Raw genomic sequence first — 17,380 nt, 5'->3', positions numbered from 1 at the left:
TGCTATCCCGACGCGCCCACCGGCTGCTGCTTGCGCCGCCGTGACCGCACCGCCGCCAGCGCCTGCTGCCACGCGAGCATCGTCGTGGCCGTCAAGTTGGCCGGTGTGACGCTGTCTTTGGACAGCAGAGCTGTTGCCGCGGCCTTGGTGGTGGCCGATGCCTTCGACATGTGGCCGGAGTCAAACGGCGGCTGTGGGTCGTACTCGATCGCCAGCTGGATCGCCTTGGCGCGACCTTCGCCCCCGATTTCCCCGGCCAGCCATAGCGCCAGGTCGAGCCCCGCGGACACACCCGCGCTGGTAATGACGTTGTCCTGGCGCACGATCCGCTCATCGGAGACGGGGATGGCGCCGAATGCCTTCAACGCAGGGATCGTCAACCAGTGCGACGTCGCGCGTCGACCCTGGAGCAGGCCGGCGGCGGCCAGGATCACCGAGCCGGAGCACACCGACGTGGTCCAGCTGGCGGTCCGGTGAGCCCGGCGCAGCCAGTCCAACAGTTTCTCGTCGCGCGCATGCGCCGGGGTAGACGGCCCGCCCGGCACGAGAATGACGTCGGGCGTGGGTGTTTCGGCCAACGAATGGGTGGCGCCGAGCACCAGCACGTCGGAATCTGCGGTGATCGGCCCGGATTCATGCCAGACGAACCTCACATCGGTCTGCGGAAGGTTTCGCAGCACCTCGTAGGGGCCGATCATGTCCAGCGCCGTGAATCCCGGATAGGTGACGATCGCGATTTGGGTCATCGGTGTTCTCCTCGTTGTGTTAGGCGAAGGTTTTGCGGTACTGGTCCGGCGAGACGCCGATCCGGCGAATGAAGTTGCGCCGCAACGTTTCTGCGGTGCCGAAGCCGCAGCGGGCGGCGATGGCCACCACGGTGTCGTCGGTCTCTTCCAACTGCCGGCGCGCGGCTTCGGTGCGCACGCGTTCGACGTATTGGCCCGGCGCCTCACCGACCTCATCGGTGAACACCCGGGTGAAATGACGTGGGCTCATCGCCGCGCGGCGGGCCAGGTCGTCGACGCGGTGGGCGCCACCCGGTTCTGCCTCGATGGCCTCCTGCACCTGGCGGATGGAAGGCCGGTTGGCTCGCGGCAGCCAGACGGGAGCAGCGAACTGCGTCTGGCCGCCGGGGCGGCGCAAATAAAGCACCAGCCAGCGGGCGACGGTCTGCGCGATTTCGGTGCCGTGATCGTCCTCCACCAGCGACAGCGCGAGGTCAATCCCCGCCGTCACCCCGGCGGCAGTCCATACCGTCTCAGAGCTGCGGATGAAGATCGGGTCGCGATCCACCTCGACCGCGGGAAACTCGCGGGCCAACCGGTCGGCGAAGGCCCAGTGCGTGGTGGCGCGTCGACCGTCGAGCAATCCCGCCTGCGCGGCCAAGAACGCGCCCGTGCAGACGGAGACGAGGCGGCGGGTAAGAGGCGCGACGGCTTTGATCCACGCCATCAGCTCGGGGTTCGCGCGGGCGGCATCAACCCCCGCGCCCCCGGGCAGCACCACGGTGTGCACGGGTGCACTCGGATCCGGCAGCGGCTGGGTCATCAGGGCAAGGCCGGTTGCGGTGGTCACCGGGTGCCCGCCGGGGGAGACCAGCGTGACGTCGTAGCCGCCGTGGGTCAGCAGCGATGCGCCGGCGAAGACCTCGAACGGTCCCACGACGTCGAGCGCCTCAACCCCGGAAAAGCCGACGATCAGCACTTTGCGGGCCATGACTCAGTGTTGGCCAGACAACGGCATGGCGTCTACGCCCTATACCCCACAAATTAGGACATGACCCGTGGCCGGACCTGGTCGCGGGCCGCGATCCCGACCTTGGCAGACTGTGCCGATGGCACAGATAACCCTGCACGGAAATGCGATCAACACTGTCGGCGAACTGCCCGCTGTCGGCACTTCGGCCCCCGCGTTCACGTTGACCGGCGCCGATCTCAGCACCGTCGGCAGCGACCAGTTCCGCGGCAAGGCCGTCGTGCTGAATATCTTCCCGTCGATCGATACGCCGGTGTGCGCGGCGAGCGTGCGAACCTTTAACGAGCGTGTCGCCGCAACCGGCTCGACGGTGGTGTGCGTGTCGAAAGACCTGCCGTTCGCGCTGAAGCGATTCTGCGGTGCCGAGGGGATCGAGAACGTCACGACGGCCTCGGCGTTTCGGGACAGCTTCGGTGAGGACTACGGCGTCACTATCGCCGACGGCCCCATGGCCGGACTCTTTGCCCGAGCCATCGTGGTGATCGGCGGCGACGGCAACGTCGCCTACACCCAGCTGGTACCGGAAATCGGGCAGGAGCCCGATTACGATGCCGCGCTCGCGGCAGTCAGCGGCTGACGCCCGGGGGCCCCGGCGGTGACCACCCGGCTGGCCGGATCGGTTGCGGTGCCTGCATCAAGCCTGTCCGGGGGTGGGCGGGTCGATGAGGCTACGAAAACGCTCCGCCGGGTAGACGGTGGCGCCTAACTGCCGGACCCGGTCGGTCAACGCCTTGTCCGACGTCACGACTGCAATCGCATCCGGTTGGGCGTCGGCTTGCACCAGCCGGACGATCTCGTCGTCGGCCGAGTTGGCAGCGGCTTTGGGCGCATACGCCACCTCGACCGCCGAAGAGCGGATAGGCCTGGACGGGGGCCGCTCGAACACCACAGTCACCGCGTTACCGTGCGCGTCACGGTCGTCAGCGGCCCACCGGTCCAGCTTGTCCACCAGCGCGACCATGGCGCCGTGACGGTCCTTCCACCAACCATCCGGGCGGCTCCCGATCACGTTCATACCATCGACGATCCAGCGCACACCTCACCGTACGATGAGAGATCCTGGCTAGAACCACCAGCGTTTCCGGTATTTTCGGTTGATCTCTTTCCGGAACCTCTCCACGTGCTGCTCAGCGGCTGCCGATTCCAGCGACCCAAGAGCGTTGACCACCTCCAGGTGCGAAAGGATGAGCAGGCCGTTCAACTGCTTGAGTCGTTCCGGGTTGTTCGCCAGTGACTCCTGGTCATCGATGTAGATGAGCAGGAAGTCGCGCAGCGCCTGGCTGCCGGTCATCCGCTCCGGGATTTTCATCTCCCGCAAGATGGTGGCCATGTCCGGGTTGGTCACTACGCCCTCTCTTTCGCTTCCTGCGCTACCACGGGACAGCGCAAGCGTAGGAGATGCGCTGCAAACAGAACCGTGGCGTGCGACTGTTCACTAGCGCATGCAGTCGGTCGAGCGCCTGCCACTGATGCGCGGTTCAGTTAGGGAGCAACAACTGCGGGACAGACAGGTTTGTCAGGCCAAGCGTTCACCGGATTGGGCGCTGGTCTGCTCGTCGCGTTCGCGTTCGTCCTGATCCGCGGGACCGGTAGCTGACGTCAGACCTGCTTTGGAGGCACCGCCGGCCGGGGCGCCGGTGCCCATTCCGCTGCCCATTCCGCTGCTCAGCGGGGCTGCGCCACTCATCGCCGATGATCCGGCGTTGGCGGCGGTCGACGCCATCGGCGAGGATGACGCTTCCACCATCTGCGACATCAGCGGCGCGCGCGCCACCGATTCAGCCGCTGCCTGTACTGCCCCGGAGCCCATGAGTCCCGGGCCAAGCGTTGCCCCGGAGCCACCCGCGGCCGAGCGGGATATCGCCGCACCACGGAAGGCCAGGGCGTCGGCGGCGCTGTCGTCGGCGTCACCGTACATCCGGGCGATGTTGGTCAGTGCCGAACCGGTGCGCATCAGCTCTTCTTGAGCCGCTACGTTGGACGCCAACATCGAGGCGGCCTCCTGCGCAAACGCCATCACCGCCTGCGCCGAGACCTCCTCAGCGCCGGCGGGGATCAGGCCGGTCAGCACCGTCATCGCCGCAGTGCTGCTCGCGCTTATGCCCTGGCTGCCGATGTCGACCAACTGCGAACCAATGTCGCCTGCCGACGGGTCGTGTGACATGGTGTCCATTTGCCTGCTGCTCCTATGTATTTGTGCGCGGACGTGACCGTGGTCGTGACCGCCTAGCAATTCAACGATCAGCGGGGCCAGTGGCGCGGCTGCTGCCGCAAACTCCGGTACAGCTGCGCTGCACGATTGTTCAATTCTAAGGCCTCGTGGAGCCCTAGCCAGCCACTTTCTTTTCAATACGGGTCAGTGGCGGCACGGGTGGCACGTTGCCGGAATCCCGCCGGGCCAATAGTGACGCAGCGCACCACGCCGGCTGTGCTACCGCGCGGGGCATCAACGGGCTCCGGCTGCCGGCACCGGGCTTGAGCATAATGCGCAAAAGCTGGAAATCGTCACTTATCCCGGGTATCGCCTACAAGCGCGACACCAGAACAGCGATGTCTTAAATTCGGCCTGACAAGCACCGAAGACATTCGCGATCAGCACGCCGAAGTTAATTGGCGCGGATTGAATATCAATTCTCGGGTTGCCGTTCTGCCGCTTTCCCACCGGGCAGACGAATTCGACACGAGCAGTCGAGGAGTACGTCAATGCAGCCCATGCCATTTGATCCGGTGGTGGCCGACATCGGTAGCCAGGTGGCCGATCTGGGCACCCGCTCCCTGCAGGCCGCCGCCACGCGGCGATCTCGGTGACCGGCCTCGCTCCCGCCGGGGCGGATGAGGTCTCCGCCAGGCGGTGACGGCCGTCCACACCCAAGCAGCCTCGATGCTGGCACTGAACCAGGCAGCGCAGGAAGAGCTGATGCGAACCGGCGCGGCGTTCAGGCAAGTTGCCCAGTCCTATACCGAGGTCGATGAAGCTGCCGCCGAGAGCGTACTGTTCGCCCTCTTTCCGATAACCAACCCCTGGCTGGCCTGGTAAGCACGCGGGGGTCCATTGTCAGCGTAATCACCATCGGCCATTTCTTGGCGGACCCAATTCTCCGGTGACCAATAGTTACCGAATCAGACCTGAAATCAGACAGGAATAAAGTCATGGTTGCATCCAGCGGCGTCAAAACACCGGGCCCCGGCGAAATCAACAATGTCATTGATTGACCTGGTCGACCTAGCCATGTTCCTTGGCGAGCAGGCAACCGGCGCCATCGGCCTGCTGCAGTGCGCCTGGTAGATAACCGCGGGCTCCACTTCGACGGCCTGCGCCGATTCCATCGTCATCTGCAGCAGGGACGGTTGTCCCGCAGCATCGAGCGGTCACCATTGCCATTCGGCCGCCACCGCTGGGTATCGCCGCGGCGCATGTCCAACCTGGAGATCGCGTCGGTTCGCCCGCGCGAGGAATTCGACGCCTGGTTGCTCACCCAGGCCCCCGTCCAGGCCGAACACGGACCCGCATACCACCTCGCCGTGCTGCCGTTCACCGACGGCGGTTCCGGGATAAGCCTGGTCCTCTCACATTGCCTCTCACATTGCCTCGCCGACACCTGGGTCTGTGCGAAGCCCTGGCGGACGCCGCAAGCGGGCGCGGCCGCGCAATCAGCTGGCCCGCCGCCGGCGTCGCGGAAGCCGACGGCAATACCGACCGAAGCGGACCAGCCGGCAGCCCTGCCGATGACGACGGTCCCCGGCGATACCCGGGCCAACGCGGTCACCAACGCCGACATCACCGTCGGGCGGGTACCCGCACCGACAGACCTACGGGAGATCCGGGCCACCATCAAGCAAGCGCCGATCCGCCACCGCGACGAGCCCAGCGCGCGGTGGGCGCTCATGCCGCTGGTGCCGCTGCTGCCCAAGGGACTGGTCAAGCGATTGGTCACCGTGGCGGCCGGCGGCCCGAGCGCCGTCGTCGCATCCAATCTCGGTGCTTGCCTACCAGCCCGGCCGCATCAATTCGAACGAGGTTGTGCGTCATGACCTGGTACGCACGTTGCGGGAGTTCTCACTTACCGCAACCACCGGCTGGCTGCGTCCCGAACCGAAGGACGGGGCCGCGTAGGTCGCCGCCATGTTGGTCTGTTGACCCGCTCAGCGCGACACGATCGCGGCGAATTCCTGCTCGGGCCGGCCGGTGGCACCGTAGCGCAGCCCCACGCTCACGTCGCCGCTGGAGGCCATCGCCGCCAGATACCGTTGCGCGGTGGCTCTGGATACCCCGATGGCCGCGGATACTTCGGCCGCCGACATGGGTGTCTGTGACTTCTTCAAGGCCTGCAGCACAAGCTGTTTGGTGGGGGAGGCCGCGGTTGCCGAGGACCGTGCCGGGGTGAGGCGGGGGCGAAGCCTATCCAATGCCGCGTCGACGTCGCGGGCACCGAGGTTGGCGCCGGCCAGGATCTTGTAGCGGGCGTAGCCGGACAGCCGGGCGGCAAGCTCGGTGGTCGAGAACGGCTTGACAAGGTAGCTCAACGCGCCCGCGGCCATGGCTGCGCGGACGGTCTCGGCTTCGGTCGCCGCGGTCAAAATCATGCTGTCGGAACGCAGTTCGCGAACGAAATCGATTCCGGAGCCGTCGGGCAGGTAGACGTCTACCAGCGCCAGGTCGACGGCAGGCGCCTCGCGCGCGGCCGCAACGGTGTTGGCGGTACCGGTCACCGCGAAACCCGACATCGCGGCAACGACTCCGGCATGCATGTTGGCGACGCGGAAGTCGTCGTCGACCACCAGCACCGTCAGGTCTGAGCCACCCATTGCCCCTCCTCGGCCAGCACGCCCGGCAGCCGGGCGATGAACTCTGCGCCTCGCAGCGGTGATGCTGGGTCGCCCCGGCTCGACAGCCAAAGATCGCCGCCCAGAGAACGACTGATCTGGCGTGACAACGCAAGCCCGATGCCCCGCCCACACGGTATTCCGGAGTCTTGCTTCGTGGTGGTGCCCTCGGTGAACAGCTGCTCGACGAATTCGGGTGCCACGCCGTCGCCGCTGTCTGCCACCGTGACATGCAACGTCGAACCCTCTTGCAGGAGTTCGATTTCCACTTCCCTGGGAGCATTCCGGCTCGCGCGGGCGGCGTCGATCGCATTGTCCAGCAAGTTGCCCACCACGGTGGTGACGTCGACGGGCAACTCGAGCCGGCCGGTAATCCAGGTGTTCTCGCCGATCCGCGACGTGACCCCGGCCTCGCGGGCGGCCGCAGCCTTGGCCGCCAGGAACACCTGCAGATGGGTGTCGCGGATGGCGTCGATACCGGGTACTGCCGACGCCAGCGGCCCCGGCCCGAGCAGCTCCTCCAGATACTGCAATCCCTCCTCGACGTGGCCGGTGTGCAACAGCCCGTTCAGCAGGTGCAGGCGATTGGCGAACTCGTGGCGTTGTGCGCGCAGCGCGGTGCTCATCACTTGTACCGCGTCGAGTTGGCGGGTCAGCGACTCGACATCGGTCCGGTCCCGCACCACCAGGACCGTGCCCAGCTCGCGCCCGTCGCGGGATACCTTGCGCGCCGAGACCACGACGATCCGTTGGCCGACTGTGGCCAGCGTGGGAGCGGCCTCGGCCGCGGTGAACACGTCGAGAACGCTTGGGGTCAGCCCGATCTCGTCAATGCGGCGGCCCACGTCGTTGCCGATCTCGAGCAATCGGCACGCCTCGTCGTTGACGAAGGCGACGCTTCCGGTTTCGTCGGCCGCCAGAACGCCCTCGCCGATACCGTGCAGGACGGCCGCCTGAGTGCGGAACAGCTCGGCCATCTCGGTCGGCCGCAGACCCAGTGTCAGCCCGCGCCAGCGCCGTGCCAGCGCCACCGACCCGGCCACACCGATCAGCAGCGCCGCACCGCCCAACGGGGCCAGCACCCGCAGGTTCTTGAAGAACTGTTCGTCGAAGGCCTTGGTGGAGATGCCGACGCTGACCATTCCCAGCACCCGGTTCGAACCGGGTTCCACCACCGGCACTTTCGCGACGATCGACCGCCCATGGGTGCCGGATTGGTGGACTACCTGTTCGTGACCGGCCAGCGCCTCCGCGGGATCGGTACTGACCCGGCCGCCCAACTCGTCGCGACGCGGATGCGCCAGCCGGATGCCCTGGGTGTTGGCGATGACCACGAACAGCACATGGGTGCGTTGCTCGACTCGTGGGGCAACGCTTTGCATTCGGCACGATGTAGCCGCCACCGCCTCGATGAAGATGAACACCTTTGCCTCGCAAGCCAATTGGCCGTGCAAGCGGGGCCCGGCGAGCCGCGCTCATCGACAAACCGTGGGAATTCGGCCGAGGCGCGCGCCACCAGTCGACCGATCGGATGCCGCAAGGTGCCAAACCGCCTACTATCGCCGTCATGCCCGACTCGAAAATCCTGATCACCGGTGTCACCGGCCAGGTCGCAGCACCCGTCGCCCGGGCCCTGGCGGCCGACAACGAGGTCTGGGGCATCGCCCGATTCACCGACGCCACCGCCCGTGCCGGCCTCGAAAAGGCCGGTGTTCGCTGCGAATCGGTCAACCTGGCCGCCGGCGACTTCACCGCGATCCCGTCCGACTTCGACTACGTCCTCAACTTTGCGGTGGCCAAAAGCGGTAACTGGGACCAGGACCTGAGCGCCAACGCGGAGTCGATTGGTCTGCTGATGGCCCGGTGCCGCGGCGCAAAGGCGTTCCTGCACTGCTCATCAGCGGCCGTCTACGATCCACCGGACGACCTGCCGCGCACCGAGCGTGCGGCCCTCGGCGACAACCACCGGTTCCTGTTCCCCACGTATTCGATCTCCAAGATCGCCGGTGAGGCGGTCGCCCGGTCGACGGCGCGGATCCTGGCGGTACCCACCACCATCGCCCGCCTCAACGTGCCGTACGGCGACACCGGCGGGTGGCCGTACTTCCACATGGAGATGATGCTTGCCGGCATTCCGATCCCGGTTCCGCCCGGCGAACCGGCACGCTACAACCCTATACATCAGGATGACATCATCGCCACTATCCCGAAGTTGCTTGCAGTGGCGTCGATTCCGGCGACCACGGTCAACTGGGCCGGTGACCAGATCGTCAGCATCCAGGAGTGGTGCGCCTACCTGGGCACCCTGATCGGCAAGGAGCCGGTGTTCACCGAGAGCGATCGGGCGCTGCGCGGGAATCCCGTCGACCTGACCCGGATGCGCGAACTCATCGGCAGCGCAACCACAGTCGACTGGCGCGAGGGATTACGCCGGATGGTGGCCAGATTTCACCCGGAGTTGGTTCATGCCTGACGGTAACGAAACGCCGAAGCGCCGGGACAACGACGCCGCAGCCGTTTCGCCGAAAGGGAGCACTGTGTCGATCGGGTTGACGCCTGGGCGGCCGCGATAGTGTTACGCCGGCGACCCCGGTGGCGATGCGGGCGTCGCACCGGCCGGCCCGCGGGAGGAGTCACGAATGGGATCCCAGGCCGCAGGACCCGCTCCTTCGCGCAGCCAACCATGGCCCCGGGTGGTAGGGGGCGCCGCACTTGCCGTGCTGGGCGCGTGCGGTGCGGCCTTGTTGGTGACGGCTCCCCGCTCGGATACCGCTCCGGCGAACCTGGCTTCGCGAACCGACTGGGACCTGGCGACGGCGTTGCCCGCCGGCACCGACTTCCCGTCCGACTGGGGATATTCGTTGACGGGGCGGTTGCGGCGAGCCGCGACAGCAGATCCGGGGGCGTTGACTACGGCGCCTCATCAGGACCCAGCAGCGGCCTACGAACCGGGCAGCTGCGGCGACATTCCCGAGATCCTGGACCATGCCGGGGGTGCGTTGGCCGCATACGTCCAGGTCGACCGTTACGCCCAACTATTCGTTCAGGACGCGGCGGCGGCCGATTTCGCCGCGACCGGCGAAGGCCGCGAGCACGGACCCAACGCCCGCTTCGCGATCTGGGTCGTCTCCGACGCGGCGGCACGGATCGCGAACTACCTGGACTGGCTGGGCCGTTGCGGTTCCTATCGCGTCACCAACTATTTCTTCGATGGCCGGGTCAAAAACCATCGGACCGTCACCACTCAGGTCGGAGTGCGCTCGGCCGCCGGTGCCGATGCCGCCGTCACGGTCACCCGAACGTTCACCACGATCGGTAGCCGCGACCCTTCGTCGACCTACCACGTCACCTATTACGCGGTACGCGGCGTGCTACTCGAATGCACTATTTATATGGAGGGTCCCGAGCTCGATCTGGTGCAGAAGCTCGCCGGCCAAACGCTGCAACGGCTGCGCGCGCTATGAACCGACTCTCGCGGCGGCCATGGGTGATAGCGGCCGTGCTGTGCGTGCTGGCAGCTGCCGCCATCGTGATCACCGCGCCGGGGGTACTCAGCGCCCGACGGCATAGCAATCCCGCGGCCCCGGGCTCACTTGCACCGAAGCTGGCCTCGTTGAGCGACCGACAATTGGCGGAGTTGCTGCCCAAACCGAGCGATTTTCCTGCCGCGTGGACCGTCAGCGATATCAAAGAACTGTCCGATACGTTCGGGTACTTCAGATACCACGTGTCCGACGAGGGCCTGGGCTTCAGTCCCGTTGAATGCTTCGCGGTGGTAGGGGTCGCCTCGACCGGCGCTTTCGATGCGGCCGAGGTGTTCGGGCACGACCCCGCCGATCCGCCCGAGGTCGCCGACCGTCGAGACATCCGGCTCATGGTCGGCCGCGAATTCGACCCCACCGGATTTGGCGCGTTCACCGGCCTGGTATCACGGTGTCCGCGCTTCACCAGCGCGGCCGTCGGCTCCTATGAGGTGCGCATCCTCGAGGATTCGCACTCCGCCGACGGACCGCAGCGGTTCCGGTACTCGATCACCGCAACCATTGGCGGAGAGCCGGACGCCGCCCGGACCGATTACTACTCCTACGCGCGCACTTCGGGACTGATTCTGAGCGGCACGGCCAGCACAGGGCACCAGCAACCCTTCGACGCCCTCTTCGACAGCACGCTGAGCCGAATCTCCAACCGCTGACCGCCCACAGACGGCACCGTGCCGAACCCGGTTCGGGTTCGGCACGGTTCGTCGCCACAGCCATCAACGGTCGGCGCCGGGTCCCTTGAAGTAGCGGGTCAGGAAGCCGGTGGCCGCGATCGCGGCGATGGCGCCGGTCACGGTCCACAGCACGAACTGGAAAGCCCCCGAGCCCATGAACCAGCCGAACGTCATCGAGAGGTACAGCAGCCAGATCACCCGGTAGAAGGACCACGCCGCCAGCAGGCCGAGACTGATGCCGATCGCCAGGCTTGGTTGGCGATCGACGCGGTTGATCTTTTCTTCGATGCCGACGGGAATGATGTTCATGGGCTCTTCCTTTCGCGTGAGGCGCCGCCCGGTGGCGTCGTCGTTGCGGCAAGTACAAGGCCGTGACGCCGCTACCGATCCCAACAACGCGTCCGGCCGCCGGACCGGACGCACGCGGGGCGGGACCCCGCCGGGAAGACCTGGCGTTACGCCAGAAACACACCCGCCGAGGTGATCACGTCACCGGCGGCCAGGTCGCGGTTGCTGAGCTTCTTGAAGAGCAGGCCGACGTTGTCACCGGCAGTCGCCGTATCCAGCTTCTTGCGGAACGCCTCGATGGCGTCGACCCGCACCCCAGGTCCGTCGTTGATCCGGACCTCGTCGCGGACCCGCAACTGCCCGTACTCCACGCGGCCGGTGGCCACGATCCCGCGACCGCGGACGAAGAACACGTCCTGGACCGTCATGCGAAACATGCGGCAACGGTACTGTGTCCGGCGGGTGCCGGCTTCGGGTTCCCGCCACCCGATCGACGAGCACCGCACGGCGCCGTACCCTGACGGACATGAACTGGTTGCGGCGAGCGAGGAAAGCCGCTGCGGGCCAACGAGTCACGCGCGCTGACCAGCAGCGGGCAATGGACGCGGTCGCCGAACTCGACACGCTCAACGCCGACCGGGAACGGCTGCTGCGCGACGGCCTGGCGGGTGTGGCCACAATCGTCGGGATCCGCCGCAACGTCGCGGCCACAACGCTGGAATCCTGGCATGAGCTGGAACTGATGTGCAACTGCCAGAACGTGATTCGTACCGCGCAACGCGGCGCATCGCGCTCGAGCTGTCGACGGCGCCGCATCTCGCGGTCGGCGCCGAGATGCCGGCGCGGGTGGATCCCCGGGACCCGTCGAAAGTCCTCGTGGTCGCGGCGTTGTGACTACCAGACCCGCACCCAGTCGACGAGCATCTGAGCGGGGTAGGTTCCCGGCCCGGGGTCACCGCCGCCGGAGCCGGCGACCGCGAGGTTCACCACCGGAGACACGGTGTAGCCCGGGTCGTTGAACGGCCAGTCCGGCAGTGAGTGCGCTGCCACGGTGAAGTACGGTTGCGCGCCGTCGACATAGTCTTGCCAGAACCGCATCCCGCTCTCATCCCATTGGCATCGCCAGGTGTGCCACCCACTGTCCAGTGCGATATTGTGCGTCTTCCATTCGGAGCCATTCGATTTGGCGTGGACGGTGGTAGCCGACGGCCAGCTGCCGTTGCCATACCACTCAAGGATGTCGATTTCGCCGCGGTCTTCATTGGACAACCACCAGGCCGGCCAGCATCCGGCGGTCAGACAGTCGAGTTTGACGCGAGCCTCCCACGTGTGGCCGATACCGCCCCGCCACGGGCTCTGCAGCTTGCCCGAGTAGTAGGTCCCGCCGTCTTTTGCGGCCCGGATGACCAGGTTGGAATGGCCGTCGAGGAACACATTCTGGCGATCATCGCGGTACTGCCCGACGTTCTCGGGCCGCTCCCAGTACGTCGGGTCCTTCATCTGCTCGCGCGCCCGGGCTATGGTCCACTTCGACGAATCGGGCGCCGAGCCGGCGGGGCCGTCGAACTCGTCGTGGAACACGTAGTTGGTCGACTGGCCATTGGGCGCCGGCGCCGCGGGCATTGGCGTTCGTCCCGCCGGTGCGCCGCGTCGGGACGGGTCTGCATGCGCCCTGGGAACCGGATTCGCCACCCCGAGCACGCCAAATACACCGAAGCCCGTCATCAGCATCATGCGACGACGATCCATCTCAGGCATAAGCCAGGGACGATAGCAGCCCGAGGAAGCCCGAGAAAACGAAGCCGTACCGCGCCAAACCGCGATCGACTGGGTTACCCGGACACCTTGACCACGAGCTTGCCGATGTTCTTGCCGTCGAACAGCATGTTGATCGCCGTCGGCAATTGCTCGAAGCCCTCCACGACGGTCTCCAACGGCGTGAGCCTGCCCTGGGCGATAAGCCCGGAGATCTCCGCTATCGCCTCCGGTGCGCGGTGCAGGTGGTCGAGGATGATGAAGCCCTGCAATGTCGCGCGCTGCACGAGCAGATTGGCGAATGCGCGAGGTCCGGGTGGCGGCTCGGCCGAGTTGTAGCCCGAGATCAGGCCACACAGCGCGATACGCGCGCCAATATTGAGGCGCGCGAAGATCGCGTCCATGATGTCGCCGCCGACGTTTTCGAAGTCGACGTCGATGCCGTGGGGAGTAGCCGCGGCCAGTTGTGCCGGCCAGTCGCCGGCGCGGTGGTCGACAGCGGCGTCGAAACCGAGCTGTTCGGTGAGCAACGCGCACTTTTCCGTGCCGCCGGCGATCCCGACGACGCGCGCCCCATCGGCTTTGGCGAGCTGGCCGGCGACCGAGCCGACGGCTCCGGCCGCGGCAGACACCACCACCGTCTCGCCGGACCGCGGCTTGCCGATGTCGCGGATCCCGATCCACGCCGTCAGCCCGGTCATCCCGAGTGCGCCCAGGTAGGCGCTGGGGGAGACGCCCTCGGCGACGTCGACCGGAAGTAACGGCATCGCGTCCGAGACCACCGCGTATTCCTGCCAGCCGACAAGCCCCTGCACCGTCTGACCGACCGGGTATCTGGGATTTTTCGACGCGATGACCTCACCGAGCCCGCCCGCACGCATGACCTCGCCGATACCGACCGGCGGCAGGTAGGACGGCATGTCGTTGATCCACGCGCGGTTCGTCGGATCGAGCGATATCCAGTCGACGCGGACGAGTGCCTCCCCGTCGGCGATTTCGGGGACCGGCGCTTCGCTGAGTTCGAAGGTGTCCGCACCGATGCGTCCGGTGGGTCGTTCACGAAGCAGAAACCGGCGGTTGCGATCGGCCATGAGCGCACGGTACCCGAACACATCAACCTCGCGACATATGCGCCAAATCCTATTTGCTTGCGAATCGCGGTGGACTTCGCCGGGGGTGCTATAACGCCTCTATGTCAGGCTCTGAGTCCGGCGACGGGCACGTCATCACGCATGTTTCCGACACGGCCAGGTTGACGGCTCTGCATCGGGCCACCGAATCGGCCCGACCCGACGCATTGTTCAGCGACCCGCTTGCCCAGCGTCTGGCCGGGCAGCATGGCCGCACGATCGTCCGGCACGCCCCGTGGACACTTCGCAATGGCTGGTGGCTGGTCGCACGTACCAAAATCATCGACGACACCATTGCCAGGGCAATCGCCGAGGGCTGTGACCGAGTGCTCAACCTGGCCGCCGGACTGGACACTCGACCGTATCGGCTGAATCTGCCATCTCGGCTGCGGTGGATCGAGGCTGATTTGCCGCAGTTGCTCGCCGAAAAAACCGAATTGCTTGCCGACCAGACGCCGCGATGCCAGTTGACCCGCAGCGCCGTTGACCTGGCCGACCCGGTTGCCCGCGAGGCGTTCTTCACCGAGGCCATGGACGGCGCCACCAATGCGCTGGTCCTGACCGAGGGCTTGTTGATGTATCTCGACGAGCAGGACGTCGTTGCACTCGCGGAAGCCATACGCCGACCCGAAGTCGGGTGGTGGATGCTCGATTTCGCCGGTCCGGGTCTGAAGAAGATGATGAACAAGAGGATGGCCGGCATGCTGGAGAATGCGCCCTTCACGTTCGCGCCCGATAACGGGCTGGCCTTCTTCGAAAGCCTCGGCTGGCGAGTAACCGAATCGGAATCACTGTTTGCGGCCGCAAATCGATTTCACCGGTTACCAAAATCCATGCGCGCAGTCGCATGGTTGCCGCAGCCCGATCCGCGTCACCCGGGCCGTAGACCGTGGAGTGCGGTGGTCCTGCTCACGCAGTAAAGCCGCCGACTACCTGAATTAACGTCTCCGCGGATTTCCGGTGCAGCCGAAAACAATTCGCCACAGGAGCGAGCACCGCGCGTCATCAACTGCCGGTTTCGGATCCACCGGCAACGCAGCGACGTCGTTCAGTGACGTGACCGACTGGCGGACCGCCGTCGGCGCCGGACCTGCGGAAACGCCGGGGACCTCCGGAAATTCATGGCTAATTCTTATCTAAAGACACGGTTTGATCACAGGTTTGCTAAGAATCCTAACTTTACGTTGCACAGCGCCGTGTGAACCTGAGTCGGTGGGATGAGAGGAGCGGACAATCGTGGCGAAAGCATCAGGGGCAACGGTGATCAGTCTGGAGTCACACCCGGCTTGGATTGCGGCCCAGCGGCGGGAAAGTCAACTGCTCGAAGAGATGCGTCGTCATCCCGCATATCTGGGTCGTCAGCGCGCAGCAGCAATGGGCCACGACGTCGGCGCCGGTGTGCCCGCCACCCCAGGATGGGTCAGCGCCGACGCACCGGCCTAAAGCTGGCCCAAGCCTGCCCCCATTCAGTTGAATGGCGCCCCGCGCCAGCCTCCGTATCCTGATACGGAGCACCGAGGGGAGCGCCATGTCTCAGCCACCCGCCAGCACCCGCACCACATTCCCCGGCATCAGCTCGCGCGCCTGGGAGCATCCCGCCGACCGGACCGCGTTATCGGCGCTGCGCCGCCTCAAGGGCTTCGACCAGATCCTGAAACTCCTGTCGGGAATGCTGCGCGAGCGTCAACACCGGCTGCTCTACCTGGCCAGCGCCGCCCGCGTCGGGCCGCGCCAATTCGCTGATCTCGACGCCCTACTGGACGAATGTGCCGACGTTCTGGACGCGCCGGCCAAGCCCGAGCTGTACGTCGTGCAGTCGCCGATCGTAAACGCGTACACGATCGGGATGGAGCAGCCGTTCATCGTGGTCACTTCCGCGCTCTACGACTTGATGACCCACGACGAACTGCGATTCGTGGTGGGTCACGAGCTGGGCCACGCGCTGTCCGGGCACGCGGTGTACCGCACGATGATGATGCATCTGATGCGGTTGGCACGGTCGTTCGGCATTGTGCCGGTAGGCGGCTGGGCGTTACGCGCCATCATTGCCGCTCTGCTGGAGTGGCAACGCAAATCGGAGCTGTCCGGCGACCGGGCCGGGCTGCTGTGCAGCCAGGACTTGGACACCGCGATTCGGGTCGAGATGAAGCTCGCCGGCGGTAGCCGGTTGGACAAGCTGGATTCAGAGGCCTTTATGGCCCAGGCGCGGGAGTACGAACGGTCCGGCGACATGCGCGACGGGCTGCTCAAGCTGCTGAACCTGGAACTGCAGACACATCCGTTCTCGGTGCTGCGGGCCGCCGCCCTGACCAAGTGGGTGGACGCCGGCGGTTACGGCAAGGTGATGTCTGGCGACTATCCGCGCCGAGCCGACGACGACAAGTCCTCGCTGACCGACGACCTGGGCCGGGCCGCCCGGCACTACCGCGACGGCTTCGACCAATCCGACGACCCGCTGATCAAGGGCATCCGCGACGGCCTCGGCGGCTTCGTCGACGGCGTCGGGCGCGCCGCCACGAGCGCGGCCGATTCGTTGGGCCGCAAGATCAGCGAATGGCGGCAGCCCAAATGACTGCCCGCTAGCCGATCGACGTGACGTCGGCGGGTCCGCACACCCACGCGGCGAACACCGGCACACCCGCCCACGGATCACCGCGCCGACGCGCACTGGTCACTGCCACCACCGCGTAGGGATGACCGAAACGCAGCGTCGCCGACCGCGACAGCGCCGACGACACCATCGCGCTGCGTAGGGCAACCGCGGTGACCGCGACCGCCTCGAATCCCCACCGGCCGTAGCGAGCTGTCGGGGACTGTCGGGCGCTGATGTCCGGGATACCGGGCGACATCGTCGCCGCTGCTGCGAGTGCCGCCCGTCCGACGGCGGCGAACCCCAGGCCCGGGTCGGCGGTGAGGTCGTGGTTCGAGGTGGCCTGCCACGCCGGCAACACCACCCGGACCTGCTCACCGCCTGGCCGCTGTTCCTGCGTGATCGTCCAGAATTCACCGTCGCCGAGCGTCATATCCGTCAAGGCACGCCGGCGCACGGCGGAGCCGGTTGCTTCGCGCCGGGCGATGTCGTGTGCGGCCGCCAGCACCGCTTCGAAAGAAGCGTCGGTGCTCGCGATCACCGACGTCACGTGCAGGCCACCGTTGCCGACGGCGCGCATGCCCGGCGTCGGTGCCGAGCACGTCCTCGATGTCGTCTCGGACCTGACCGCGCGCCACCGGCGCGGCCAGCGCGAGGAGCAACCACGCGCCCAACGGGACGACAGCGAGTGCACGCCGGCGTGCACCCGACTGAACCGGCGGGCGTAGCGCGTGACGAGTCGCCCGATATCCATGCCCCGCACGTTAGTCGTCGCAGCGCGTGGCCCGAACGACGCGGTCCTCGGCGACCAACTGCGCCACGACG

23 protein-coding genes are annotated in these 17,380 nt (G+C 66.5%); 11 read left to right on the top strand and 12 right to left on the bottom strand.

The genetic code is table 11. The features are described 5' to 3' along the window. Window positions 1-2: 2 nt before the first annotated feature. Both CDN38_RS26405 and CDN38_RS26400 read right to left on the bottom strand, forming a co-directional pair. Window positions 3-746: a DJ-1/PfpI family protein gene (locus CDN38_RS26405; protein ID WP_075512173.1), complete on the bottom strand. Its 744-nt coding sequence runs from the start codon at window positions 744-746 to the stop codon at window positions 3-5. 19 nt (window positions 747-765) lie between these two features. Further along, on the bottom strand, window positions 766-1,716 hold the full coding sequence (locus CDN38_RS26400; RefSeq protein ID WP_075512172.1) for a GlxA family transcriptional regulator: 951 nt from the start codon (window positions 1,714-1,716) through the stop codon (window positions 766-768). 118 nt (window positions 1,717-1,834) lie between these two features. Here CDN38_RS26400 and tpx point away from each other — a divergent pair, with 118 nt between their 5' ends. Then, entirely contained in the window at window positions 1,835-2,332 is a 498-nt protein-coding gene (gene tpx / locus CDN38_RS26395; protein ID WP_075512171.1) for a thiol peroxidase, read from the top strand. 57 nt (window positions 2,333-2,389) lie between these two features. Here the strand turns inward: tpx and CDN38_RS26390 are convergent, their stop codons facing one another. From CDN38_RS26390 to CDN38_RS33225, 3 genes are all read right to left on the bottom strand, one after another. Further along, on the bottom strand, window positions 2,390-2,791 hold the full coding sequence (locus CDN38_RS26390; protein ID WP_075512170.1) for an NYN domain-containing protein: 402 nt from the start codon (window positions 2,789-2,791) through the stop codon (window positions 2,390-2,392). 27 nt (window positions 2,792-2,818) lie between these two features. Further along, window positions 2,819-3,100, bottom strand: coding sequence for a hypothetical protein (locus CDN38_RS26385; RefSeq protein WP_036405345.1), 282 nt, complete (start codon window positions 3,098-3,100; stop codon window positions 2,819-2,821). 171 nt (window positions 3,101-3,271) lie between these two features. Then, entirely contained in the window at window positions 3,272-3,928 is a 657-nt protein-coding gene (locus CDN38_RS33225; protein ID WP_075512169.1) for a PE family protein, read from the bottom strand. Window positions 3,929-4,559: 631 nt separating this feature from the next. Between CDN38_RS33225 and CDN38_RS31385 the strand changes: the two genes are divergently transcribed. The 3 genes from CDN38_RS31385 to CDN38_RS26370 all read left to right on the top strand — a co-directional run bounded on the left by CDN38_RS31385 (window position 4,560) and on the right by CDN38_RS26370 (window position 5,787). Continuing rightward, a complete protein-coding gene (locus CDN38_RS31385) occupies window positions 4,560-4,610 on the top strand; it encodes a hypothetical protein (protein ID WP_233027127.1) in 51 nt (16 codons plus the stop codon). A gap of 26 nt (window positions 4,611-4,636) precedes the next feature. Then, complete coding sequence (locus CDN38_RS31380) at window positions 4,637-4,792, top strand: hypothetical protein (protein WP_233027055.1); 156 nt, start codon at window positions 4,637-4,639, stop codon at window positions 4,790-4,792. A gap of 236 nt (window positions 4,793-5,028) precedes the next feature. Further along, window positions 5,029-5,787 (top strand): hypothetical protein, encoded by a 759-nt coding sequence (locus tag CDN38_RS26370; RefSeq protein WP_075512168.1) that lies wholly within the window; start codon window positions 5,029-5,031, stop codon window positions 5,785-5,787. Between the two features lie 111 nt (window positions 5,788-5,898). Here the strand turns inward: CDN38_RS26370 and CDN38_RS26365 are convergent, their stop codons facing one another. Both CDN38_RS26365 and CDN38_RS26360 read right to left on the bottom strand, forming a co-directional pair. Further along, window positions 5,899-6,561, bottom strand: coding sequence for a response regulator (locus CDN38_RS26365; protein ID WP_075512167.1), 663 nt, complete (start codon window positions 6,559-6,561; stop codon window positions 5,899-5,901). Then, a complete protein-coding gene (locus tag CDN38_RS26360; protein ID WP_082277287.1) occupies window positions 6,543-7,961 on the bottom strand; it encodes a sensor histidine kinase in 1,419 nt (472 codons plus the stop codon). The genes CDN38_RS26365 and CDN38_RS26360 overlap by 19 nt, the downstream gene beginning before the upstream one ends. Window positions 7,962-8,146: 185 nt before the next feature. On the opposite strand from CDN38_RS26360, the gene CDN38_RS26355 reads away from it, so the two are divergent. The 3 genes from CDN38_RS26355 to CDN38_RS26345 all read left to right on the top strand — a co-directional run bounded on the left by CDN38_RS26355 (window position 8,147) and on the right by CDN38_RS26345 (window position 10,771). After that, window positions 8,147-9,052: an NAD-dependent epimerase/dehydratase family protein gene (locus tag CDN38_RS26355; RefSeq protein ID WP_075512183.1), complete on the top strand. Its 906-nt coding sequence runs from the start codon at window positions 8,147-8,149 to the stop codon at window positions 9,050-9,052. 166 nt (window positions 9,053-9,218) lie between these two features. After that, window positions 9,219-10,043 carry a hypothetical protein gene (locus tag CDN38_RS26350; protein WP_075512166.1) on the top strand — a complete coding sequence of 275 codons (825 nt, stop codon included), beginning with the start codon at window positions 9,219-9,221 and terminating at the stop codon, window positions 10,041-10,043. Further along, window positions 10,040-10,771 carry a hypothetical protein gene (locus CDN38_RS26345; protein WP_075512165.1) on the top strand — a complete coding sequence of 244 codons (732 nt, stop codon included), beginning with the start codon at window positions 10,040-10,042 and terminating at the stop codon, window positions 10,769-10,771. The genes CDN38_RS26350 and CDN38_RS26345 overlap by 4 nt, the downstream gene beginning before the upstream one ends. A 63-nt stretch (window positions 10,772-10,834) precedes the next feature. On the opposite strand, the gene CDN38_RS26340 is transcribed toward CDN38_RS26345, so the two are convergent. Together CDN38_RS26340 and CDN38_RS26335 are read right to left on the bottom strand one after the other, a co-directional pair. Beyond that, complete coding sequence (locus CDN38_RS26340; RefSeq protein ID WP_075512164.1) at window positions 10,835-11,101, bottom strand: hypothetical protein; 267 nt, start codon at window positions 11,099-11,101, stop codon at window positions 10,835-10,837. Window positions 11,102-11,247: 146 nt separating this feature from the next. Then, window positions 11,248-11,517 (bottom strand): EF-Tu/IF-2/RF-3 family GTPase, encoded by a 270-nt coding sequence (locus CDN38_RS26335; protein ID WP_075512163.1) that lies wholly within the window; start codon window positions 11,515-11,517, stop codon window positions 11,248-11,250. An 89-nt stretch (window positions 11,518-11,606) separates the two neighbouring features. On the opposite strand from CDN38_RS26335, the gene CDN38_RS26330 reads away from it, so the two are divergent. After that, a complete protein-coding gene (locus CDN38_RS26330; RefSeq protein ID WP_233027054.1) occupies window positions 11,607-12,008 on the top strand; it encodes a hypothetical protein in 402 nt (133 codons plus the stop codon). Here CDN38_RS26330 and CDN38_RS26325 read toward each other — a convergent pair. Continuing rightward, window positions 11,975-12,838 carry a glycoside hydrolase family 16 protein gene (locus tag CDN38_RS26325; RefSeq protein WP_075512162.1) on the bottom strand — a complete coding sequence of 288 codons (864 nt, stop codon included), beginning with the start codon at window positions 12,836-12,838 and terminating at the stop codon, window positions 11,975-11,977. The genes CDN38_RS26330 and CDN38_RS26325 overlap by 34 nt on opposite strands. A gap of 74 nt (window positions 12,839-12,912) precedes the next feature. Continuing rightward, window positions 12,913-13,926 (bottom strand): NADP-dependent oxidoreductase, encoded by a 1,014-nt coding sequence (locus CDN38_RS26320; RefSeq protein WP_075512182.1) that lies wholly within the window; start codon window positions 13,924-13,926, stop codon window positions 12,913-12,915. Between the two features lie 101 nt (window positions 13,927-14,027). Between CDN38_RS26320 and CDN38_RS26315 the strand changes: the two genes are divergently transcribed. From CDN38_RS26315 to CDN38_RS26305, 3 genes are all read left to right on the top strand, one after another. Then, window positions 14,028-14,885 (top strand): class I SAM-dependent methyltransferase, encoded by an 858-nt coding sequence (locus CDN38_RS26315; protein ID WP_075512161.1) that lies wholly within the window; start codon window positions 14,028-14,030, stop codon window positions 14,883-14,885. Between the two features lie 316 nt (window positions 14,886-15,201). Beyond that, window positions 15,202-15,408 (top strand): hypothetical protein, encoded by a 207-nt coding sequence (locus CDN38_RS26310; RefSeq protein ID WP_082274470.1) that lies wholly within the window; start codon window positions 15,202-15,204, stop codon window positions 15,406-15,408. A gap of 85 nt (window positions 15,409-15,493) precedes the next feature. Then, window positions 15,494-16,537, top strand: a complete 1,044-nt coding sequence (locus tag CDN38_RS26305) for a M48 family metallopeptidase (protein WP_075512160.1) — start codon at window positions 15,494-15,496, stop codon at window positions 16,535-16,537. 7 nt (window positions 16,538-16,544) lie between these two features. Here the strand turns inward: CDN38_RS26305 and CDN38_RS26300 are convergent, their stop codons facing one another. Then, the gene (locus tag CDN38_RS26300) at window positions 16,545-17,309 is read right to left on the bottom strand and encodes a hypothetical protein (protein ID WP_233027053.1); all 765 of its coding nucleotides are present in this window, start codon (window positions 17,307-17,309) and stop codon (window positions 16,545-16,547) included. Window positions 17,310-17,380 lie beyond the last annotated feature (71 nt).

The organism is Mycobacterium ostraviense (assembly GCF_002705925.1).
Classification (GTDB): domain Bacteria; phylum Actinomycetota; class Actinomycetes; order Mycobacteriales; family Mycobacteriaceae; genus Mycobacterium; species Mycobacterium ostraviense.
This window is presented reverse-complemented; position numbering and strand designations above follow the sequence as displayed.